Origin of the sequence: Streptomyces sp. CB00455, from assembly GCF_001905445.1 — a bacterium.
Lineage (GTDB): Bacteria > Actinomycetota > Actinomycetes > Streptomycetales > Streptomycetaceae > Streptomyces.
In genome coordinates this window covers 310,354-325,278 of sequence record NZ_LIVQ01000001.1, presented here as the reverse complement: position 1 = coordinate 325,278, position 14,925 = coordinate 310,354, and the positions used below count along the sequence as shown (strand labels likewise).

16 protein-coding genes are annotated in these 14,925 nt (G+C 73.5%); 12 read left to right on the top strand and 4 right to left on the bottom strand.

The window, feature by feature from the left end:
* The first annotated feature begins 115 nt into the window (after positions 1-115).
* Genes AMK16_RS01505 through AMK16_RS01490 form a run of 4 tightly spaced genes read left to right on the top strand, consistent with a single transcriptional unit; the run spans position 116 to position 4,984 of the window.
* Positions 116-1,387, top strand: coding sequence for a polyprenyl synthetase family protein (locus tag AMK16_RS01505; protein WP_079191246.1), 1,272 nt, complete (start codon positions 116-118; stop codon positions 1,385-1,387).
* Positions 1,384-2,928: a phytoene desaturase family protein gene (gene crtI / locus AMK16_RS01500; protein WP_073907459.1), complete on the top strand. Its 1,545-nt coding sequence runs from the start codon at positions 1,384-1,386 to the stop codon at positions 2,926-2,928. The genes AMK16_RS01505 and crtI overlap by 4 nt, the downstream gene beginning before the upstream one ends.
* Positions 2,925-3,971 (top strand): phytoene/squalene synthase family protein, encoded by a 1,047-nt coding sequence (locus tag AMK16_RS01495; protein WP_073907456.1) that lies wholly within the window; start codon positions 2,925-2,927, stop codon positions 3,969-3,971. The genes crtI and AMK16_RS01495 overlap by 4 nt, the downstream gene beginning before the upstream one ends.
* Complete coding sequence (locus AMK16_RS01490; RefSeq protein WP_073907452.1) at positions 3,968-4,984, top strand: DUF5914 domain-containing protein; 1,017 nt, start codon at positions 3,968-3,970, stop codon at positions 4,982-4,984. Before AMK16_RS01495 ends, AMK16_RS01490 begins: the two co-directional genes overlap by 4 nt.
* Positions 4,985-5,049: 65 nt before the next feature.
* On the opposite strand, the gene AMK16_RS01485 is transcribed toward AMK16_RS01490, so the two are convergent.
* From AMK16_RS01485 to AMK16_RS01475, 3 genes are read right to left on the bottom strand one after another with little or no spacing between them, the layout of a single operon-like run.
* On the bottom strand, positions 5,050-6,594 hold the full coding sequence (locus tag AMK16_RS01485; protein WP_073907449.1) for an FAD-dependent oxidoreductase: 1,545 nt from the start codon (positions 6,592-6,594) through the stop codon (positions 5,050-5,052).
* A complete protein-coding gene (locus AMK16_RS01480) occupies positions 6,591-7,310 on the bottom strand; it encodes a class I SAM-dependent methyltransferase (RefSeq protein WP_073907446.1) in 720 nt (239 codons plus the stop codon). The genes AMK16_RS01485 and AMK16_RS01480 overlap by 4 nt, the downstream gene beginning before the upstream one ends.
* Before the next feature lie 9 nt (positions 7,311-7,319).
* Positions 7,320-8,528 (bottom strand): lycopene cyclase family protein, encoded by a 1,209-nt coding sequence (locus tag AMK16_RS01475; RefSeq protein WP_073907443.1) that lies wholly within the window; start codon positions 8,526-8,528, stop codon positions 7,320-7,322.
* A 380-nt stretch (positions 8,529-8,908) separates the two neighbouring features.
* Between AMK16_RS01475 and AMK16_RS01470 the strand changes: the two genes are divergently transcribed.
* The 3 genes from AMK16_RS01470 (at position 8,909) to AMK16_RS01465 (ending at position 9,719) form a co-directional block, all read left to right on the top strand.
* Positions 8,909-9,160, top strand: a complete 252-nt coding sequence (locus AMK16_RS01470; RefSeq protein WP_073907440.1) for a hypothetical protein — start codon at positions 8,909-8,911, stop codon at positions 9,158-9,160.
* A gap of 159 nt (positions 9,161-9,319) precedes the next feature.
* Entirely contained in the window at positions 9,320-9,448 is a 129-nt protein-coding gene (locus tag AMK16_RS38005; protein ID WP_274535327.1) for a hypothetical protein, read from the top strand.
* 79 nt (positions 9,449-9,527) lie between these two features.
* On the top strand, positions 9,528-9,719 hold the full coding sequence (locus AMK16_RS01465; protein ID WP_073907437.1) for a hypothetical protein: 192 nt from the start codon (positions 9,528-9,530) through the stop codon (positions 9,717-9,719).
* Positions 9,720-9,740: 21 nt separating this feature from the next.
* Here AMK16_RS01465 and AMK16_RS01460 read toward each other — a convergent pair whose 3' ends face one another.
* The gene (locus AMK16_RS01460) at positions 9,741-11,009 is read right to left on the bottom strand and encodes a YhgE/Pip domain-containing protein (protein WP_073907434.1); all 1,269 of its coding nucleotides are present in this window, start codon (positions 11,007-11,009) and stop codon (positions 9,741-9,743) included.
* 328 nt (positions 11,010-11,337) lie between these two features.
* Here AMK16_RS01460 and AMK16_RS01455 point away from each other — a divergent pair, with 328 nt between their 5' ends.
* The 5 genes from AMK16_RS01455 to AMK16_RS01435 all read left to right on the top strand — a co-directional run bounded on the left by AMK16_RS01455 (position 11,338) and on the right by AMK16_RS01435 (position 14,904).
* Entirely contained in the window at positions 11,338-11,745 is a 408-nt protein-coding gene (locus tag AMK16_RS01455) for a YciI family protein (protein WP_073907431.1), read from the top strand.
* Between the two features lie 7 nt (positions 11,746-11,752).
* Positions 11,753-12,892, top strand: a complete 1,140-nt coding sequence (locus tag AMK16_RS01450; protein ID WP_073907428.1) for an RNA polymerase sigma factor — start codon at positions 11,753-11,755, stop codon at positions 12,890-12,892.
* 312 nt (positions 12,893-13,204) lie between these two features.
* Positions 13,205-13,894, top strand: coding sequence for a PepSY domain-containing protein (locus AMK16_RS01445; RefSeq protein ID WP_073907426.1), 690 nt, complete (start codon positions 13,205-13,207; stop codon positions 13,892-13,894).
* 127 nt (positions 13,895-14,021) lie between these two features.
* Entirely contained in the window at positions 14,022-14,351 is a 330-nt protein-coding gene (locus AMK16_RS01440; protein ID WP_073907423.1) for a hypothetical protein, read from the top strand.
* A 178-nt stretch (positions 14,352-14,529) separates the two neighbouring features.
* On the top strand, positions 14,530-14,904 hold the full coding sequence (locus AMK16_RS01435) for a VOC family protein (protein ID WP_073907420.1): 375 nt from the start codon (positions 14,530-14,532) through the stop codon (positions 14,902-14,904).
* Positions 14,905-14,925 lie beyond the last annotated feature (21 nt).

Sequence of the window (14,925 nt, the reverse complement as noted above, 5' to 3'; positions counted from 1 at the left end):
GTGCGGAGCCCCACGCGCGGCCGCCGTCCCGCGGATCCGCGGGGGCACAGGTGCATCCGTCTGTGCGGTGAGCGCGTAAGCAAGGGCGGCACCACTTCACGACACGGAGGACTGGATGCACGCGAAGTCGGTTGCTCGTCAGCCCTTCGGACCACCGCAGCTGCCGAGGGATCACCTGACGGGCAGCGCCGCCGTGGACGCGGACGTGCCCGCGGCGGTGAACGCCGCGCTGCAGGACGCGCTGGCCGAACGGGTCGGACAATGCGCCGAGCTGGACCCGGTGTTCGCCGCCGACATCGCGCAACGGCTCGCGTCCTTCACCCTGAGCGGCGGCTCCCGCATCCGCCCGCAGTTCCTGTGGTGGGCGATGCGGGCCTGCAGCGACGCCGAACGGCACACGCTTCCCGCCCTGCACGCCGCAGCCGCCCTCGAACTCATCCAGAGCTGTGCGCTGGTCCATGACGACGTCATGGACCGTTCGGCCGTGCGGCGGGGCCGGCCCTCCCTGCACACCCAGATCGCACTGCAGTATCCGGTGGCGGCGCGGACGGCGCCGTCCGCGGGACCGGCCTTCGCGTCATCGGCGGCCGTCCTTGCCGGCGACCTCGCACTGTCCTGGGCCGACGACCTGGTGGCCGCCCTCGACCTCACGCCGTCCGTCCGCGCCGACGTGCTGCGGATCTGGCGGGACATGCGGACCGAGATGGTCGCCGGCCAGTACCTCGACCTCCACGGGGAGGCCACCGCCTCGCACTCCGTCGTCCAGGCCATCCGCACGGTGTGCCTGAAGACGGCCCGCTACACCGTCGAGCGGCCGCTGGCCCTCGGCGCCGCCCTCGCGGGCGCCGACCCCGTCACCGTGCAGGCCCTGACCGCGGCCGGCAGGTGTGCGGGGATCGCCTTCCAACTGCGTGACGACCTCCTCGGCGCGTTCGGTGATCCCGAGGTCACGGGGAAACCGTCGGGGGACGACCTCCGCTTCGGGAAGCCCACCTATCTGCTGTCGGTGGCCCGTGCCCGTGCCCGCGCCCTGGGCAACGCCCGGATCTCCGGCCTGCTGGACGACGTCCGCGGCGATGTGCCCCTGTCCGAGGAGTCCCTGGCCGCCGTACGGGAAGCGCTCGTCGCGACCGGTGCGCCGGCCCGGGTCGAGCGGCGCATCGCGCGTCTGGTGGAGGAATCCGAGCACCACCTCGCGGCCGTCGGCGTCACGCTGCTCCAGCCGGCGGCCGGAAGGCTGGCCGAGCTGATGCGCCGGGCGGCCGCTCCACCGGATGCCGCGCCGGCACCGACTGGCCCGGGCACTGCCGAGAGAGCCGGCCGGCGGCCCGAGGGGAGAGCCGGCCGGAGCAGCGCACGGACGCCGTGGGCGGGGGAGACGCAGTGAGGACACTTCCCGGGCGGTCCGATCACGTGGTGGTCGTCGGGGCGGGACTCGCCGGTCTCTCGGCAGCCCTGCACCTCCTCGGTGCGGGCCGCAGGGTCACCGTCGTGGAACGTGCTGCGGTTCCCGGCGGCAGGGCGGGCCTCATCGAGACGGGGGGCTACCGCTTCGACACCGGGCCCACCGTCCTGACCATGCCCCACCTGCTGGAGGACGCCTTCGCGGCCGTCGGCCGCAAGATGTCCGACCTGCTGACGCTGCACCCCCTCCATCCCGCTTACCACGCCCGCTTCGCCGACGGCAGCAGCATCCGGGTCCACACCGCCGCAGAGGCGATGGAAGCCGAGGTCGAACGCTTCGCGGGAGGACGCGAAGCCCTCGGCTACCGGCGCCTGCGGCAATGGCTGCAGGACCTCTACCAGGCCCAGATGGGCCGGTTCATCGACACGAACTTCGATTCCCCGCTGCAACTGTTCCACCCCGATCTGGCACGGCTGGCGGCGCTGGGAGGTTTCGGCCGCCTCCAGCCCGCGATCGGCCGGTTCCTCAAGGACGAGCGCCTGCAAAGGGTCTTCTCCTTCCAGGCCCTCTACGCGGGCGTTCCACCGGCCCGGGCCCTGGCCGCCTACGCGGTCATCGCCTACATGGACACCATCGCCGGCGTCCACTTCCCCGAAGGCGGCATGCACGCGGTGCCCGCCGCGATGTCGCAGGCCGCGTCCGCAGCCGGCGCCGACCTCCTGTACGGGCAGGAAGTCACCCGCCTGGAGCGGACCGGCGAACGGGTCACCGCGGTCGTCACCGACCGGCAGCGCATCGCCTGCGACGCCGTGGTCCTGACGCCCGATCTGCCGCTGTCCTACGGACTGCTGGGCGCCCGCCCCCGCCGCCCGCTCGCCCTGCGCCACTCGCCCTCGGCCGTGGTGCTCCACGCCGGCACCGACCGCACCTGGCCGGAACTGGGCCACCACACCATCTCCTTCGGTTCCGCCTGGAAGGAGACCTTCCGCGAGCTGACCCGCGACGGACGGCTGATGAGCGACCCCTCCCTCCTGATCACCCGGCCGACGACGACCGACCCGGGCCTGGCTCCGGCCGGCAGGCACACGCACTACGTCCTCGCGCCCTGCCCCAATACGGCGATCGGGCCCCGCGCAGCGGCCTGGTCCGACCTCGGACCCCGCTACCGGGACAGCCTGTTGCGCGAACTGGAGCGACGGGGCCTGACCGGGTTCGCGGACGCCATCGAACACGAAGTCCTCGTCACACCCGCCGACTGGACCTCACAGGGTCATGCCGCCGGCACCCCCTTCTCGGTGGCCCACACCTTCCCCCAGACCGGCCCCTTCCGCCCCCGCAACCTCGTCCGCGGGGCCTCCAACGCCGTCCTCGCCGGATGCGGGACGACGCCGGGCGTGGGCGTGCCGACCGTGCTGATCTCCGGCAAACTCGCCGCCGCCCGCATCACCGGTCTGCCCGCCCCGCCCCGCACCTTCCCCGAACGCTCCCGCGGCACCGCGGCGACGAAAGGCACCGCTCCATGACGCGACGCGAGCTGGACGCCGCCGCCATCACCGATCCGCGCCTGCGCCAGGCCTTCGCACGATGCCGCCGCCTCAACGCAGCCCACGGCAAGACGTACTTCCTCGCCACCCGGCTCCTGCCCGCCGGCCGGCGCCCCGCGGTCCACGCCCTGTACGGTTTCGCCCGCCTGGCCGACGACATCGTCGACGACCTCGGCACCGACACCCCGCAGCCCGTCCGCGCCCAACGGCTGCGACAGCTTTCCCAGGACCTCGGCTCCGCCATGAACGGCGGCGACAGCAGCCACCCGGTCGTCGCCGCGGTGGCCCACACCGCACACCGCTACCGGATCCCCTACCGTCACTTCGACGACTTCCTCACCTCGATGCGCAGCGATCTCACCGTCACCGACTACCCCACCCTGGACGCGCTGCGTTCGTACATGCACGGCTCCGCGGCCGTCATCGGACTGCAGATGCTCCCCGTCCTCGGCCACACCACCCCACGGGAAGAAGCCGCCCCGCACGCCGCGGCACTCGGAGAGGCCTTCCAGCTGACCAACTTCCTGCGCGACGTGGGGGAGGATCTGGACCGCGGCCGCGTCTACCTCCCCGCGGACCTGCTGGCGGCCGAGGGCGTGGACCGGGACCTGCTGCACTGGTCCAGGGGGACCGGTCGGCGCGATCCGCGCATCACCCGCGCCCTGCGCTCCGCGGCCGCGGTGACCCGGTCGTTCTACGAGAAGGCGCGACCGGGGCTGGACATGCTGGAACCGGTCTCCCGGCCGTGCGTCCGCACCGCCTTCGTGCTCTACGGCGACATCCTCGGCGCGATCGCCCGCGACGGGTACGCCAGCGTGCACCGGCGCTCCACCGTGTCGCTGCGCCGCAGGGCAGCCGTGGCGGCGGCCGGGCTCGCGAGGATCACCGCGGCACGCCTGACGGCCACCCTCCCCGTCCCGACCCCGACCCCGACCCCGACCCCGGTGCGCGCCTCGCCCTCTCCGAGCCCGGCGGTATCGACCTTTCCGTCGGACCCCCTCCCCACCGAGCAGGCACGATGAACACGACCGGGCGCAGCCGCAAACGCTTCCCGCTCTCCCTTCGGCGCAAACCGGTCGCCTGGCACGAGCAGGAGCCGACGTGGCGGGATGCGGCGCCGCGCGTGATCGACGCAGCCCTCAAGCGGGCGCAGGCCCGTCCCGCCGGCAACTGGTACGTCCTGGGCCCCAGCCGCGACGTACGACCCGACGCGGCCTACGGCCGTACCGTCGACGGCACCGAGGTCGTTGCCTGGCGCGACGCCGAGGGCGGCCTCGTCGCCGGCCCGGGCGCCTGCCCCCACCTCGGCGCCCCCCTGGCCCGCTCACCCGTCCGCTGCGGCACCCTGGTCTGCCACTGGCACGGACTCGCCCTGGACGGCGCGCCCTTCGCCGGCTGGAGCCCCCTTCCCGCCCACGACGACGGGGTGCTCGCCTGGGTACGGCTGGACGACCGCGGCGGGGCGGAACCCACCGACACCCCGCCCGTGCCCCGGCGCCCGCCCGCCGCGACCGCCGTCACCGCCGTCTACACCGGCACCGGTGTCTGCGAGCCGCAGGACATCATCGCCAACCGCCTCGACCCCTGGCACGGGGCCTGGTTCCACCCCTACTCCTTCGCCGACCTGACCGTGCTGGACCAGGCCGCCGGCACCCCCGGCACCCCGGACCACGATGCCTTCACCGTGCGCGTCTCCTTCACACTGGCCCGCCGTGTCGTGGTGCCCGTCATCGCCGAATTCACCGCGCCGGGACCCCGCACCGTCGTCATGCGCATCACCGAAGGCGAGGGCCGGGGCTCGGTCGTGGAAACCCACGCCACGCCCCTGGGCACGGCACGCGACGGCCGCCCCCGCACCCGCGTGACCGAGGCGGTCATCGCCGCCTCGGACCGCCCCGGCTTCGCCCTCGCCCGCACGGCGGCGCCCCTCCTGCGCCCCCTCATGCGGCACGCCGCGGGCCGGCTGTGGAAGGACGACCTGGCCTACGCGGAGAGGCGCTGGCAGCTGCGCAGCGCGGGCCGCTTCCCCGGCTGAGTCCGGCAAGGCAGCCGGCCCGTGGCCCCCTCGACCTCATCGGGGGTCCGGGGCCGCGGGTGGCGTCACCGCCGCCCGAGGCCCGCAAGGGTCCGCGCGGCCGCCGAACGCCCGCGCAGCGGCACCGTCCACAGCGTCTCGCCGCGCACGCCCCACCGTTCGAGCAGAACGTTCGCCGCCATGAAACCACTGGTGGCGGCGCGCTCCATCAATGCCACGGGAAGCCCCGTACGCACCATGTCACCCGCGACCACGACCCGGTGGTCGCCCGTACTCACCGAGGGCCGCCCGCAGTAGCTCCCGACGGCGAAGAGGGGACAGTCGGCCCGCCACTCGTGCCGGGCATCGACGACCGCGGCGTGGGCGGTCTCCGGATACACCTCGTGCAGCTGGCGCACCACCCGCGCCTGGACCTCCTCGCGCCGCGCCGACGGGTCGACCGCGTAGGCGTGCAGCTCCACCACGGACCCACCCGTGCGCAGCGCCCACCGGTGGGCCTCGCCCTCCCACCGGTCCAGGACGCTGACGTTGTCGAGGTCACCGAATCCGCTCGTACCGAGGAAGCCCTGGCGCTCGGCCGCCACCGGGCCGTCCAGCCACAACCGCGACACGAGGAACGGCGGCGCGGTGCGCAGGGCCGCGACCTGGGCCCGCCACGCCCTTCCCACCAGCTGCGGGGAGGCCGCTGCCACGTCCCGCAGACCCGCGGTGTCCAGAGCGAGTACGACCGCCTCGAACTCCTCACGGTCGCCCTCGGCCTCGACGGCCATCAGGTCCTCGCCCGCGGGGCGTACCTCCCGTACGGCGGTCCCGGTGCGCACGCGCGCGCCCAGCGCGCGCAGATGGCGGGAGAGGGGGTCCCACAGCGCCTGCGGGAAGGGCTCGCGCGGGACGTCGAAGAGGAGGCCCTCGCTGGAGCCGAGGAAGTAGATGTGGAACATGAGCACCAGCTCGGCCGCCGACAGCGTCGCGGGGTCGGCGAAGAAGCTGCGGGAGAACACCTCGAAGGCCAAGTGGTGCGCGGCCTGCGGGAAGCGGATGGCCGCCAGGAAGTCGGTGGCGCTGACCTCGTCGAGCGCCTCGTAGACGCCCGGCACGCTCACGTCGAGCAGGGGGAGCGCGGCGCGCGGGTTCATCCGCGCCAGGTCGCCCCAGCCGAAGGACGGACTGCGCGCGACGAAGCCGATGGCGCTGAGCGGCGGCGTGCGCGGTACGCGCGCGAAACCGTCCTGGTGGCCCGCCCGGTGCCGCAGCGGATAGTCCGGCAGCCCGGTCAGGGCGTGCAGGCCCGGGTCGGTGCGACGCAGCAGCGCCCGCAGGTTGTAGTACTGGCGGAAGAAGGCGTGGAACCCGCGGCTCATCGTCGCCGTCGACCCGTCCGCCAACACCGTCTGCCAGCCGGCCAGTCGGCCTCCCAGCTGCTGGTCCCGTTCGTAGAGCGTCACCCGCACCCCGCGCTCGGCCAGTGCGGTGGCCGCCGCGAGGCCCGCGATCCCGCCGCCCACCACGGCCACGCGGGGAGCCGGCCCCAGGATCCGCGGCCGTCCCGCGTGCCCGGCCACGCGCCGGGCCAGCCGGTCCCTGCCCGGGTACCGGGCCGGCGCGCTCACGCCGCCGCCCCCGGTGCCCGCGCGACGAAGGTGTGGGTGATGCCCCACTGCCAGCCGGGCAGCGGCAGCACCCGCACGTCCACGAAGCCCGCTCTGCGCATCCGGGCCGCGAAGGCACCGGCCGTGTCGAAGTCCAGGACGCTGCGCCACAGGTGCTCGTAGAGGCCGGCGTCGCCGCCCACCCGGCCCAGGGGCATGATCACGGACTTGCACACGGCCGTCCACAGCGCCCGGTCCACCCGCCGGCCGCCCAGGGTGTACTCGTGCACCGCGATGCGGGCGCCCGGTGCCATGACCTCCCGCACCGAGGCCAGCGTGCGGTCGGGGTCGGGGACGTTGCGCAGCAGGTAGGCGGCGAAGACGGCGTCGAAGGGGCCGTGGACGCCGGCGTCCGCGAGCCGGTCCGCGCAGGCCCGGGTGAAATCGACGCCGGGCGGCCAGTCCTTCGCCGCAGCCCGCTCCAGCATGCCCGGGGAGGCGTCGACGCCCGTGACCCGGGCCCGGCGGGCCGCGGCGAGCACTGCGGCGGTGGACGCGCCCGTGCCGCAGCCGAGGTCGAGCACGTGGGCGCCGCGCCCTTCGTCCGGCAGCCCGAGCCGGCGTGCCGAGCGGCGCAGGTGCCCGTGGTACCCGGGACTCGCGGCGACCATGAGGTCGTACCGGGTCGCGGCATGGTCGAAGGCGGCGGACAGGGCGTCGTGGCGCAGGACGGACATGGCAGCCTTTCAGTGACGTCCCGGCACTGCGGCCGGGACCGTTCGGGGCAGGAGGGGCAGCTCCACCAGGGAGAGCAGCATGGGCAGGACGGGGGTGCGCATGCCGATGCCGATGTCCTCCCACGGTGTCGTCGCCCCGTCCAGGAACCGGAGCATCCGTTCCGTCGGAACCGACGAGAACAGACGGGTGAAGAAGGAGCCGCCCTCGACCCGCCCCGTGTCCAGGGCCCGCAACAGCACGGCGTCCATGGCCCGTGCCCGTCTGCCGTGTACGGCGGGCACCCCGTCCGGCGGGAGCCCGGTGCGCAGCGCCCCGGCGAGGGCTTCGGTCTGGCGCTGGATCGCGGCGAAGGTGTAGCCCGTCGAGGGACGCGTGGCACCGCCCGCTCCTCCGATCAGCAGGACGCGGCGTCCGCTGCGCCGCGGGAAGCGGCCGTCCGTCATCGGGATGACGCCCTGTTCCCGGGACAGGACGCGCAGCTCACCGAGGCGCAGGACCTCGTCGCAGTAGTGGCGCACGGCGGACTCGTAGGCGTTCGCGCTCAGCACGGACGGCGAGAACTCGGTGTACTCGACCAGTGCTTCGTGCGGGCTCAGGGGCAGTACGTAGCCGAAGGACAGCCCCCTGGCGGGCTGAGGGGTACGGAAGTCCATCAGCACGGGCACTGCCGGATCGAACGCGGGACGGAGCGTCGTGACGAACCAGCCCCGGAAGTGCTGCAACAAGGTGGTCCGCGCGGCCGGCAGGTACGGGGGCGGCCGCGAGTCGCACACCCACCGGGACCGGATCACCGACTGCTGTCCGGCGGCGTCGCGTCCCCGGACCTCCGCCCCGCCGGCGGTATCGAGCGCGGAGTCGACGGTCATGCGGCGCACCTCCACGCCGCGGGCGCGCAGCCGCTGCCGCATCACCGTCGTGAAGCGCTGCGACCGGAGCATCTTGTAGCGCAGGGGACCGGTGGTCCGATCGACGAGGTGTCCCTCGGACCCGTACACGCGCAGACGGGCCCAACTCGCCGTCAGCATGTCGTCGAAGGGGCCGTCGCCCGCCTCCCAGTAGCACCACGTGCGGTCGGGTGCGCGGTGCGGGCCCGCCGGCGCCTCCACGACGACCACGCGGGGCGCGGGCGCCGGGCCGTCCGGGTCCGTGAGCCGGTCGGCCAACGACAAGCCGGCCGCGCCCGCGCCCACCACAGTGACATCAGCATCCCAACTCACAAGCCAGGTCTCTTCCCGTCTCGGCCACGCCGTCTCTTCCGGCTCGGCCACCGCTGCGGATGCGCCCGGGAGCAGGGCATCCGCGCGTACTCGCCGCAGGCGGGCCCGTCCCGGCGCGCGCGGCGGAGCATCGTGGCGGGCCGCCGGGCGCTCCTCGCACCCTACGGAGCGGGCGGCCCGCTTGCCCGCGACGCACGGGTGTGTCCCGCAACGGCAGCTGAGATCGAAGTGACACGGAAGGTTCCGGCCAAGGTCACCAGGGTCGCCCGGGACCCGCCGGGACGCCCCGGCGCCGGAGGAGGGGTGTCCGCAAGAAACCGGCCCGCAGGCAAGTTGGCCGGTTCCCGAGCGGATATCGAACCGGTTTCTGGGAAGCCCCCGTGGCTCGTGGAAGCGTTTGGGGCTCCGGCGGCAAGAACCTCTACCTCTACGCGGAGGGTGACCCGGTCAACCGCATCGACCCGAACGGCCTGCTGTCCCTGGACATCGGCGGAGAGGCGTGCTTCTGGCTCTGCGGCGGTGCGGGGGTCTCGATCAACGACGACGGCAGCGTCCACCCGTACGTGTCCTTCGGTGCCGGATCGCCCGGCGCCAGCGTCGACGGCAGCCTGGCCTCGGGTTCGGCCGACTAGGGCTGGACCGGTGAAGTGGCCTGCGGGTACGGCCCGGCGGAACTGTCGGTGGCCACGGGCGGCTCCGAAGGCGTCGGCACCGGGGGCAGCTCCGGCAAGTGCTCGGCATCCGCGAAGTACACCTTCTGAAGCAGTTCGACGAGCAGAAAGGGAAGCGAAATGAACGACCTGCTGCACCTCGCCACCAACCGCCCCGACGGACCCTCGTGGTCGCCGTACCTGGCCATCGGGGCCTTCCTGCTCGTCATGATCTTCGTGGGGGTCATGTACGCCAAGAAGCGCCGGTGACGGCAGCAGTCTGACAGCAGCAGTCTGACGGCAGGTGCCCCGCCCGGGGCGCCTCCCTCGTCATCGGAGGGTGATGGGTATGCACGTCGTCGTCGGAATCGTCGTCGCCGTCTTCGGGATCGCGCCGGCCGTCGCCGGGCCCCGCTTCTCCGCCGCGGTGGGCAGCGGCGCGGGGCAGCGGTTCAAAGTGTCCGACACGGCCGCCTTCAGGCTGCTGGGGCCGGTCATCGCCGTCCTGGGCGTCCTGTACGCGGTCGGCGTCGTCGGATGACGCGCACCGGCGGGAGCGGCGTCAGGCGGGTTGCGGGGTGAGGCGCTTGTGGCCCGCACGGTCGTAGTAGACGGTCATGGCGAAACCGAAGAGCAGGGCCAGGACGGTACCGACAGCGATCATGATCCAGGAGCGGGTGAGCCCGGCATCACCGCGGGCGTCGAAGTAGAGGATGGCGCGCACGCCGTCGCTGAGCTGGCGCATCGGTTCGAAGTGGGACAGGAAACGGTAGAAGCCGGGGACCGCCTGGAGCGGGACCGTGGCACCGGATGACGGCAGACCCAGCACGATGAACACGAACATCGACACCAGCTGACCCACCCCGCCGAACGCGGCGTTGATGGCCTGCACACCGAGGCCGACGGCCAGGGCGGCGCAGTAGGAGTAGATCCACAGCAGGGGCAGGCGGGTCGCGTCCATGCCGAGGACGGCGACGCAGGCCAGCATGATCAGTGCGGTGCTCAGGAGCGTGATGCCCGCCGTCATCACCATCTTGAGGAGGAGTGTCTGCGTGCGGTTGACGGGCACGGTCGGGCGCCGGGTGTGCCAGGGGCCGATCTCGTTGTCGGCGTAGCCGAGGGCTGTGTCGACGCCGTTGCTGATGACGTTGCCCCCCATGAAACCGGCCAGCACCAGCAGCAGGGTGTAGTAGAAGGCCGTGAGGCCCAGGCCGCTGTGGGCGCCGATGGGGTGGCCGACCTGGGTGATCACCTCGACCGGATCGGCCAGCAGCAGCTTCGCGGTGGGGCTCGCCCCGGCGCCGGCGGCCGCGGTGAGCTGCCGGCCGACGGACTGCGACGCGCTGTGTGCGGCACGGGTCGTGATCTGACTGGCGAGGGAGGAGCCGAGGCTGCCCTTACCGGGGTTGGTGAGCACGGTGATGGCCGGCAGCCGGGTGGCCCCGGACGTGGTGAGAGCGGTGACGGACTCCGTGAAGCCGGCCGGGACCACCAGTGCGCCGTACACCTTGCCGGAGTCCAGCTGCTCCTGGGCCTGGGCGCGGGACAGCACCCGCCAGCCGGCCTTGCCGCCCGCGGGGTCGGAGGCGATGGCGGCCGTGATCTGCGCACCCAGGTTCTGTGACCGGCCGGCCGGCGGAGGGCCCGTGTCGCTGTTGACGAGGGCGATCGGCAGGTCACGCAGGTCCGCCTGGGGATTGACGATGCCGCCCATGTACAGCAGGGACAGCAGCAGGGCGAGCAACCCGGTGAGGAGCGTGGGGATCAGCCACAGCCGGGGACGGCGCAGCAGGGCCGCGGCGGTGACTTCAGGGGCGGCGGGCGCGGACATGGGTCTCCGTAGCTTCCGGCGGGGCGCAGTCGAGGGGCGGTCGGGACGGCCGGGCGGGCGACCCTGCCGACCCCGGGAGACATCAGGATGGGCCCCGCGCGGAAGAAGGCCGCTGTACGCCTCGCGCGCCTCCCCCCGTTGCACTAGGCCGTCTCTCTCCCGGATCACCTCGCGGCCCGCTACGGGCTCGCGGGTACGCAACGTCCAGGAACCCGGGACAAGGATCCCCGGAAAAGATCCGGACGGTGATGTCGAGAATGCGTGCCCGGCTCCGTCCCGGCTGTGAACGCGACGACAATGGGTCGCACCAGCACCGAGGAGCAGCACGATGGCCAAGTACCTGATGCTCAAGCACTACCGCGGCGCCCCGGCGGCGCTCAACGACGTGCCCATGGACCGGTGGACGCCGCGGGAGGTCTCCGACCACGTGCAGTACATGCACGACTTCGCGGCCCGCTTGCAGGAGACCGGCGAGTTCGTCGACGGGCAGGGGCTCTCCCCGGAAGGGACGTTCGTCCGGTACGACGGGGAGGGCCGCCCGCCGGTCACCGACGGGCCGTTCGCCGAGACCAAGGACCTCATCGCCGGCTGGATGGTGATCGACGTCGACAGCTACGAGCGCGCCCTCGAACTGGCCGGGGAGCTGTCGGCCGCCCCCGGGTCGGGCGGGAAGCCGATCCACGAGTGGCTCGAACTGCGGCAGATCATGCCGGCGCCGCCCACCATCGCGGAATGACCCGGAAATGAACGAGGCCCTGCTCCGGAGCCTCACACCGGGCGTGCTCGGGATCCTCGTCCGCCGCGGGGCAGACTTCGCGGCGGCCGAGGACGCCGTGCAGGACGCGCTGGCCGAGGCGGTCCGCACCTGGCCGGCCGACCCCCCGCGGGACGCGAAGGGCTGGCTGGTCACGGTGGCCTGGCGCAAGTTCCTGGACGCGACGCGCGCCGACACCGCCCGCCGCCGGCGGGAGGACCGCGTGGAGGAGGAACCGGCGCCCGGGCCCGCGCCCGCGGTGGACGACACGCTCCAGCTCTACTTCCTGTGCGCCCACCCGTCGCTGACGCCGTCGTCCGCGGTCGCGCTCACACTGCGCGCCGTGGGCGGGCTGACCACCCGCCAGATCGCCCAGGCCTACCTGGTGCCCGAGGCGACCATGGCGCAGCGCATCAGCCGGGCCAAGCGCACCGTCTCCGGCGTGCGCTTCGACCGGCCCGGCGACGTCGCCACCGTGCTGCGCGTCCTCTACCTGGTCTTCAACGAGGGCTACTCCGGCGACGTGGACCTCGCCGCCGAGGCGATCCGGCTCACCCGGCAGCTCGCGGCCGCGATCGACCACCCGGAGGTGGCGGGGCTGCTCGCCCTCATGCTCCTCCACCACGCCCGGCGCGCCGCCCGCACCGCGTCCGACGGCAGCCTGGTGCCGCTCGCCGCGCAGGACCGCGCCCGGTGGGACACCGGGTCGATCGCGGAGGGCATCGGGATCCTGCAGGCGGCCCTGGCCCGCGACCGGCTGGGCGAGTTCCAGGCCCAGGCCGCCATCGCGGCGCTCCACGCGGACGCCCCCACCGCCGGGGAGACCGACTGGGTGCAGATCGTGGAGTGGTACGACGAGCTGGCGCGTCTGACCGACAACCCGGTCGTCCGGCTCAACCGCGCCGTGGCCGTCGGCGAGGCCGACGGGCCGCGCGCCGGCCTCGCGGCGCTCGCGGCGCTGGACGACTCCCTGCCGCGCCACACCGCGGTGGCGGCGTACCTCCACGAGCGCGCCGGTGATCCGGTGGCGGCGGCGCGGCTGTACGCGGAGGCGGCCCGCAAGGCACCCAACCTCGCCGAACGCGACCACCTGACGCGCCAGGCCGCCCGGCTCAACACCCGCGGGTGATGCCGGCGGGCGCGCCGTCTCACCATGGCGCCGTGACCGGACCAGACGCCGTTGCCGACGACGGCGTCGCCGGGTGCCGGTCGTCTCATCGGCCCCGGCACGCCGCGTGCCGTCCCCGCCACCGGCCTGCTCTCCACCGGCATGCTCTCCACCGGACCGGGGCCGTCCAGGACGGCGTCTCGGCCGCGCGGGACCTGCGAGGCCGAAGGGGACTGCCGGTTCGCCCGTTCGGGCGTGCGGGGGGTTCGCGATCGGGTGGGTTGCGGCGCGGCTCCTCGCGGGAACGGACGCGGCGCGTCGAGCGTGACGTGCATGAACACTCTTACGCGACTCCGCGGCCTGGCCGTCGGTCTTGCCGTCTCGTCCACGCTGCTGGCCGGAGCTTGTGGTGGCGGCGGCCACGATCCCGTCACGGCCGCCCCCGCGGCGCCGTCGTCCTCGCCGGCCGGCCCGAGCGGCGGCCGATCCGCACCGAGCGAGGATCAGCGTGAGCGCATGGCCGTGGTGCCCGCGGCGAAGGTCCGGTGGGACCAGGCCGCGCAGACCGCTGTCAGCGGTGTTCCGCAGGGCAGGCTCGTCGAGATCGAGCTGACCGCCTCCCGCAGCGCCGGCACGGGCACCGCCTCGTCCAGTGCGAACCCGGCGAGCCCCTCCCCGGCCGCCGCCGCGCCGGTGTGGGACGTCACGGTCGCCACCGACGACGGAACCGCGCACGACGTCCAGGTCGACGCGGTCACCGGGAAGGTGACCCGCTCGCGGGTCGAACCGGGACAGGACGCGGACGACAAGCGCAAGCTGGCCAAGCAGCTGAAGGCGGCCACCACCACCGTGCAGCACGCGGTACGGACCGGTACGGGCCGCAAGCAGGGCACCGTCACGGCGGTGGAACTGGACCACGACGTCTGGTCGGTCGACATCGTCACTCCGGACTGGAACAAGACCACCTACGACATCGATGCCGCCAAGGGCACCGTCGTGCGCGAGCACGTCGACCGCGACTGATGTGGGCGTCCGGGGTCCGTAGGTGCGCCTGTCGGGTTTCGAGCCGCGCCCATCGGTTTGACCTGTGCACGTCATACAGAGATCATTTGGGGCAGTCCGGTTCATGTGACAACCCCGAAGGAGCACCATGCGCGCAAGCGCCGTACGACGCCTTTCCACCCTCGCTGTGGGGGTCGGGCTGACCCTCTCCGCGACCATCATCGCCACCACCCCCGCCTCGGCGGGGTCCATCACGTGCGAGATGAGCGGCGGGGAACTCTACGTGACCGCCGGCTCGGCTCCGGTCCGCACGAAGTACTACGAGACCGGGCGGGTCGTCGACACCGTCCACCGGGCCGACCGGCTCAACTTCACCCAGTGGTGCAAGAACTCCAAGGGCCACCTCTGGTACTGGGTGGACAAGACCTACGGGGTCAAGGACGGCTGGATCTACTCGGGCAACGTGGCCCGCATCTGACCGCCACTGACCGGGCCGCCTCCCCGCGAGGGGCGGCGGCCCTCCTGTCCGCCGGCATGCCGGGGCCGGAACCGGCCGGCCCGGCGAAGGCCCGGCGACGGCCCGGCCCCTCGGATCCCCGGCGCGCGCCCCGACGTACCCGACGTATGGGAGCCGCCGCCAAGGGCAGGGGCGGGGCATGACGACGACGATCGGCGCCTTTGTCCTCGGTACTCCCGACCCGCCCGCCCTGGCCGACTTCTACTGCGCCCTGCTGGGCTGGGAAGAGGTGGAACGCGAGCCGCAGTGGGTCCGCCTGCGGGACCCGGAACGGGAACGCCCCGGCCTCAGCTTCCAACTGGAGACCGACCACACGCCCCCGGTGTGGCCCCAGCGCCCCGGCACCCAGCAGATGCAGGCCCACCTGGACCTCCAAGTCGACGACCTGGAGGCCGAGACCGAACGCGCCTGCGCCCTAGGCGCGACACTTCAGGAGCACCAGCCCCTGAAAGGCGTACGGGTCCTGCGTGACCCGCACGGCCACCCCTTCTGCCTCTTCCTCCCCGGCGCCTGACGGACCCGCAGCCGACAGGCG

What these genes read in the sequence shown, in the direction of transcription:
- AMK16_RS01505 (WP_079191246.1), top strand. Translation starts at nt 116, where the DNA reads ATGCACGCGAAGTCGGTTGCTCGTCAGCCCTTCGGACCACCGCAGCTG.
- AMK16_RS01495 (WP_073907456.1), top strand. Translation starts at nt 2,925, where the DNA reads ATGACGCGACGCGAGCTGGACGCCGCCGCCATCACCGATCCGCGCCTG.
- AMK16_RS01490 (WP_073907452.1), top strand. Translation starts at nt 3,968, where the DNA reads ATGAACACGACCGGGCGCAGCCGCAAACGCTTCCCGCTCTCCCTTCGG.
- AMK16_RS01480 (WP_073907446.1), bottom strand. Translation starts at nt 7,310, where the DNA reads ATGTCCGTCCTGCGCCACGACGCCCTGTCCGCCGCCTTCGACCATGCC.
- AMK16_RS38005 (WP_274535327.1), top strand. Translation starts at nt 9,320, where the DNA reads ATGAACGACCTGCTGCACCTCGCCACCAACCGCCCCGACGGACCCTCG.
- AMK16_RS01465 (WP_073907437.1), top strand. Translation starts at nt 9,528, where the DNA reads ATGCACGTCGTCGTCGGAATCGTCGTCGCCGTCTTCGGGATCGCGCCG.
- AMK16_RS01460 (WP_073907434.1), bottom strand. Translation starts at nt 11,009, where the DNA reads ATGTCCGCGCCCGCCGCCCCTGAAGTCACCGCCGCGGCCCTGCTGCGC.
- AMK16_RS01455 (WP_073907431.1), top strand. Translation starts at nt 11,338, where the DNA reads ATGGCCAAGTACCTGATGCTCAAGCACTACCGCGGCGCCCCGGCGGCG.
- AMK16_RS01450 (WP_073907428.1), top strand. Translation starts at nt 11,753, where the DNA reads ATGAACGAGGCCCTGCTCCGGAGCCTCACACCGGGCGTGCTCGGGATC.
- AMK16_RS01445 (WP_073907426.1), top strand. Translation starts at nt 13,205, where the DNA reads ATGAACACTCTTACGCGACTCCGCGGCCTGGCCGTCGGTCTTGCCGTC.
- AMK16_RS01440 (WP_073907423.1), top strand. Translation starts at nt 14,022, where the DNA reads ATGCGCGCAAGCGCCGTACGACGCCTTTCCACCCTCGCTGTGGGGGTC.
- AMK16_RS01435 (WP_073907420.1), top strand. Translation starts at nt 14,530, where the DNA reads ATGACGACGACGATCGGCGCCTTTGTCCTCGGTACTCCCGACCCGCCC.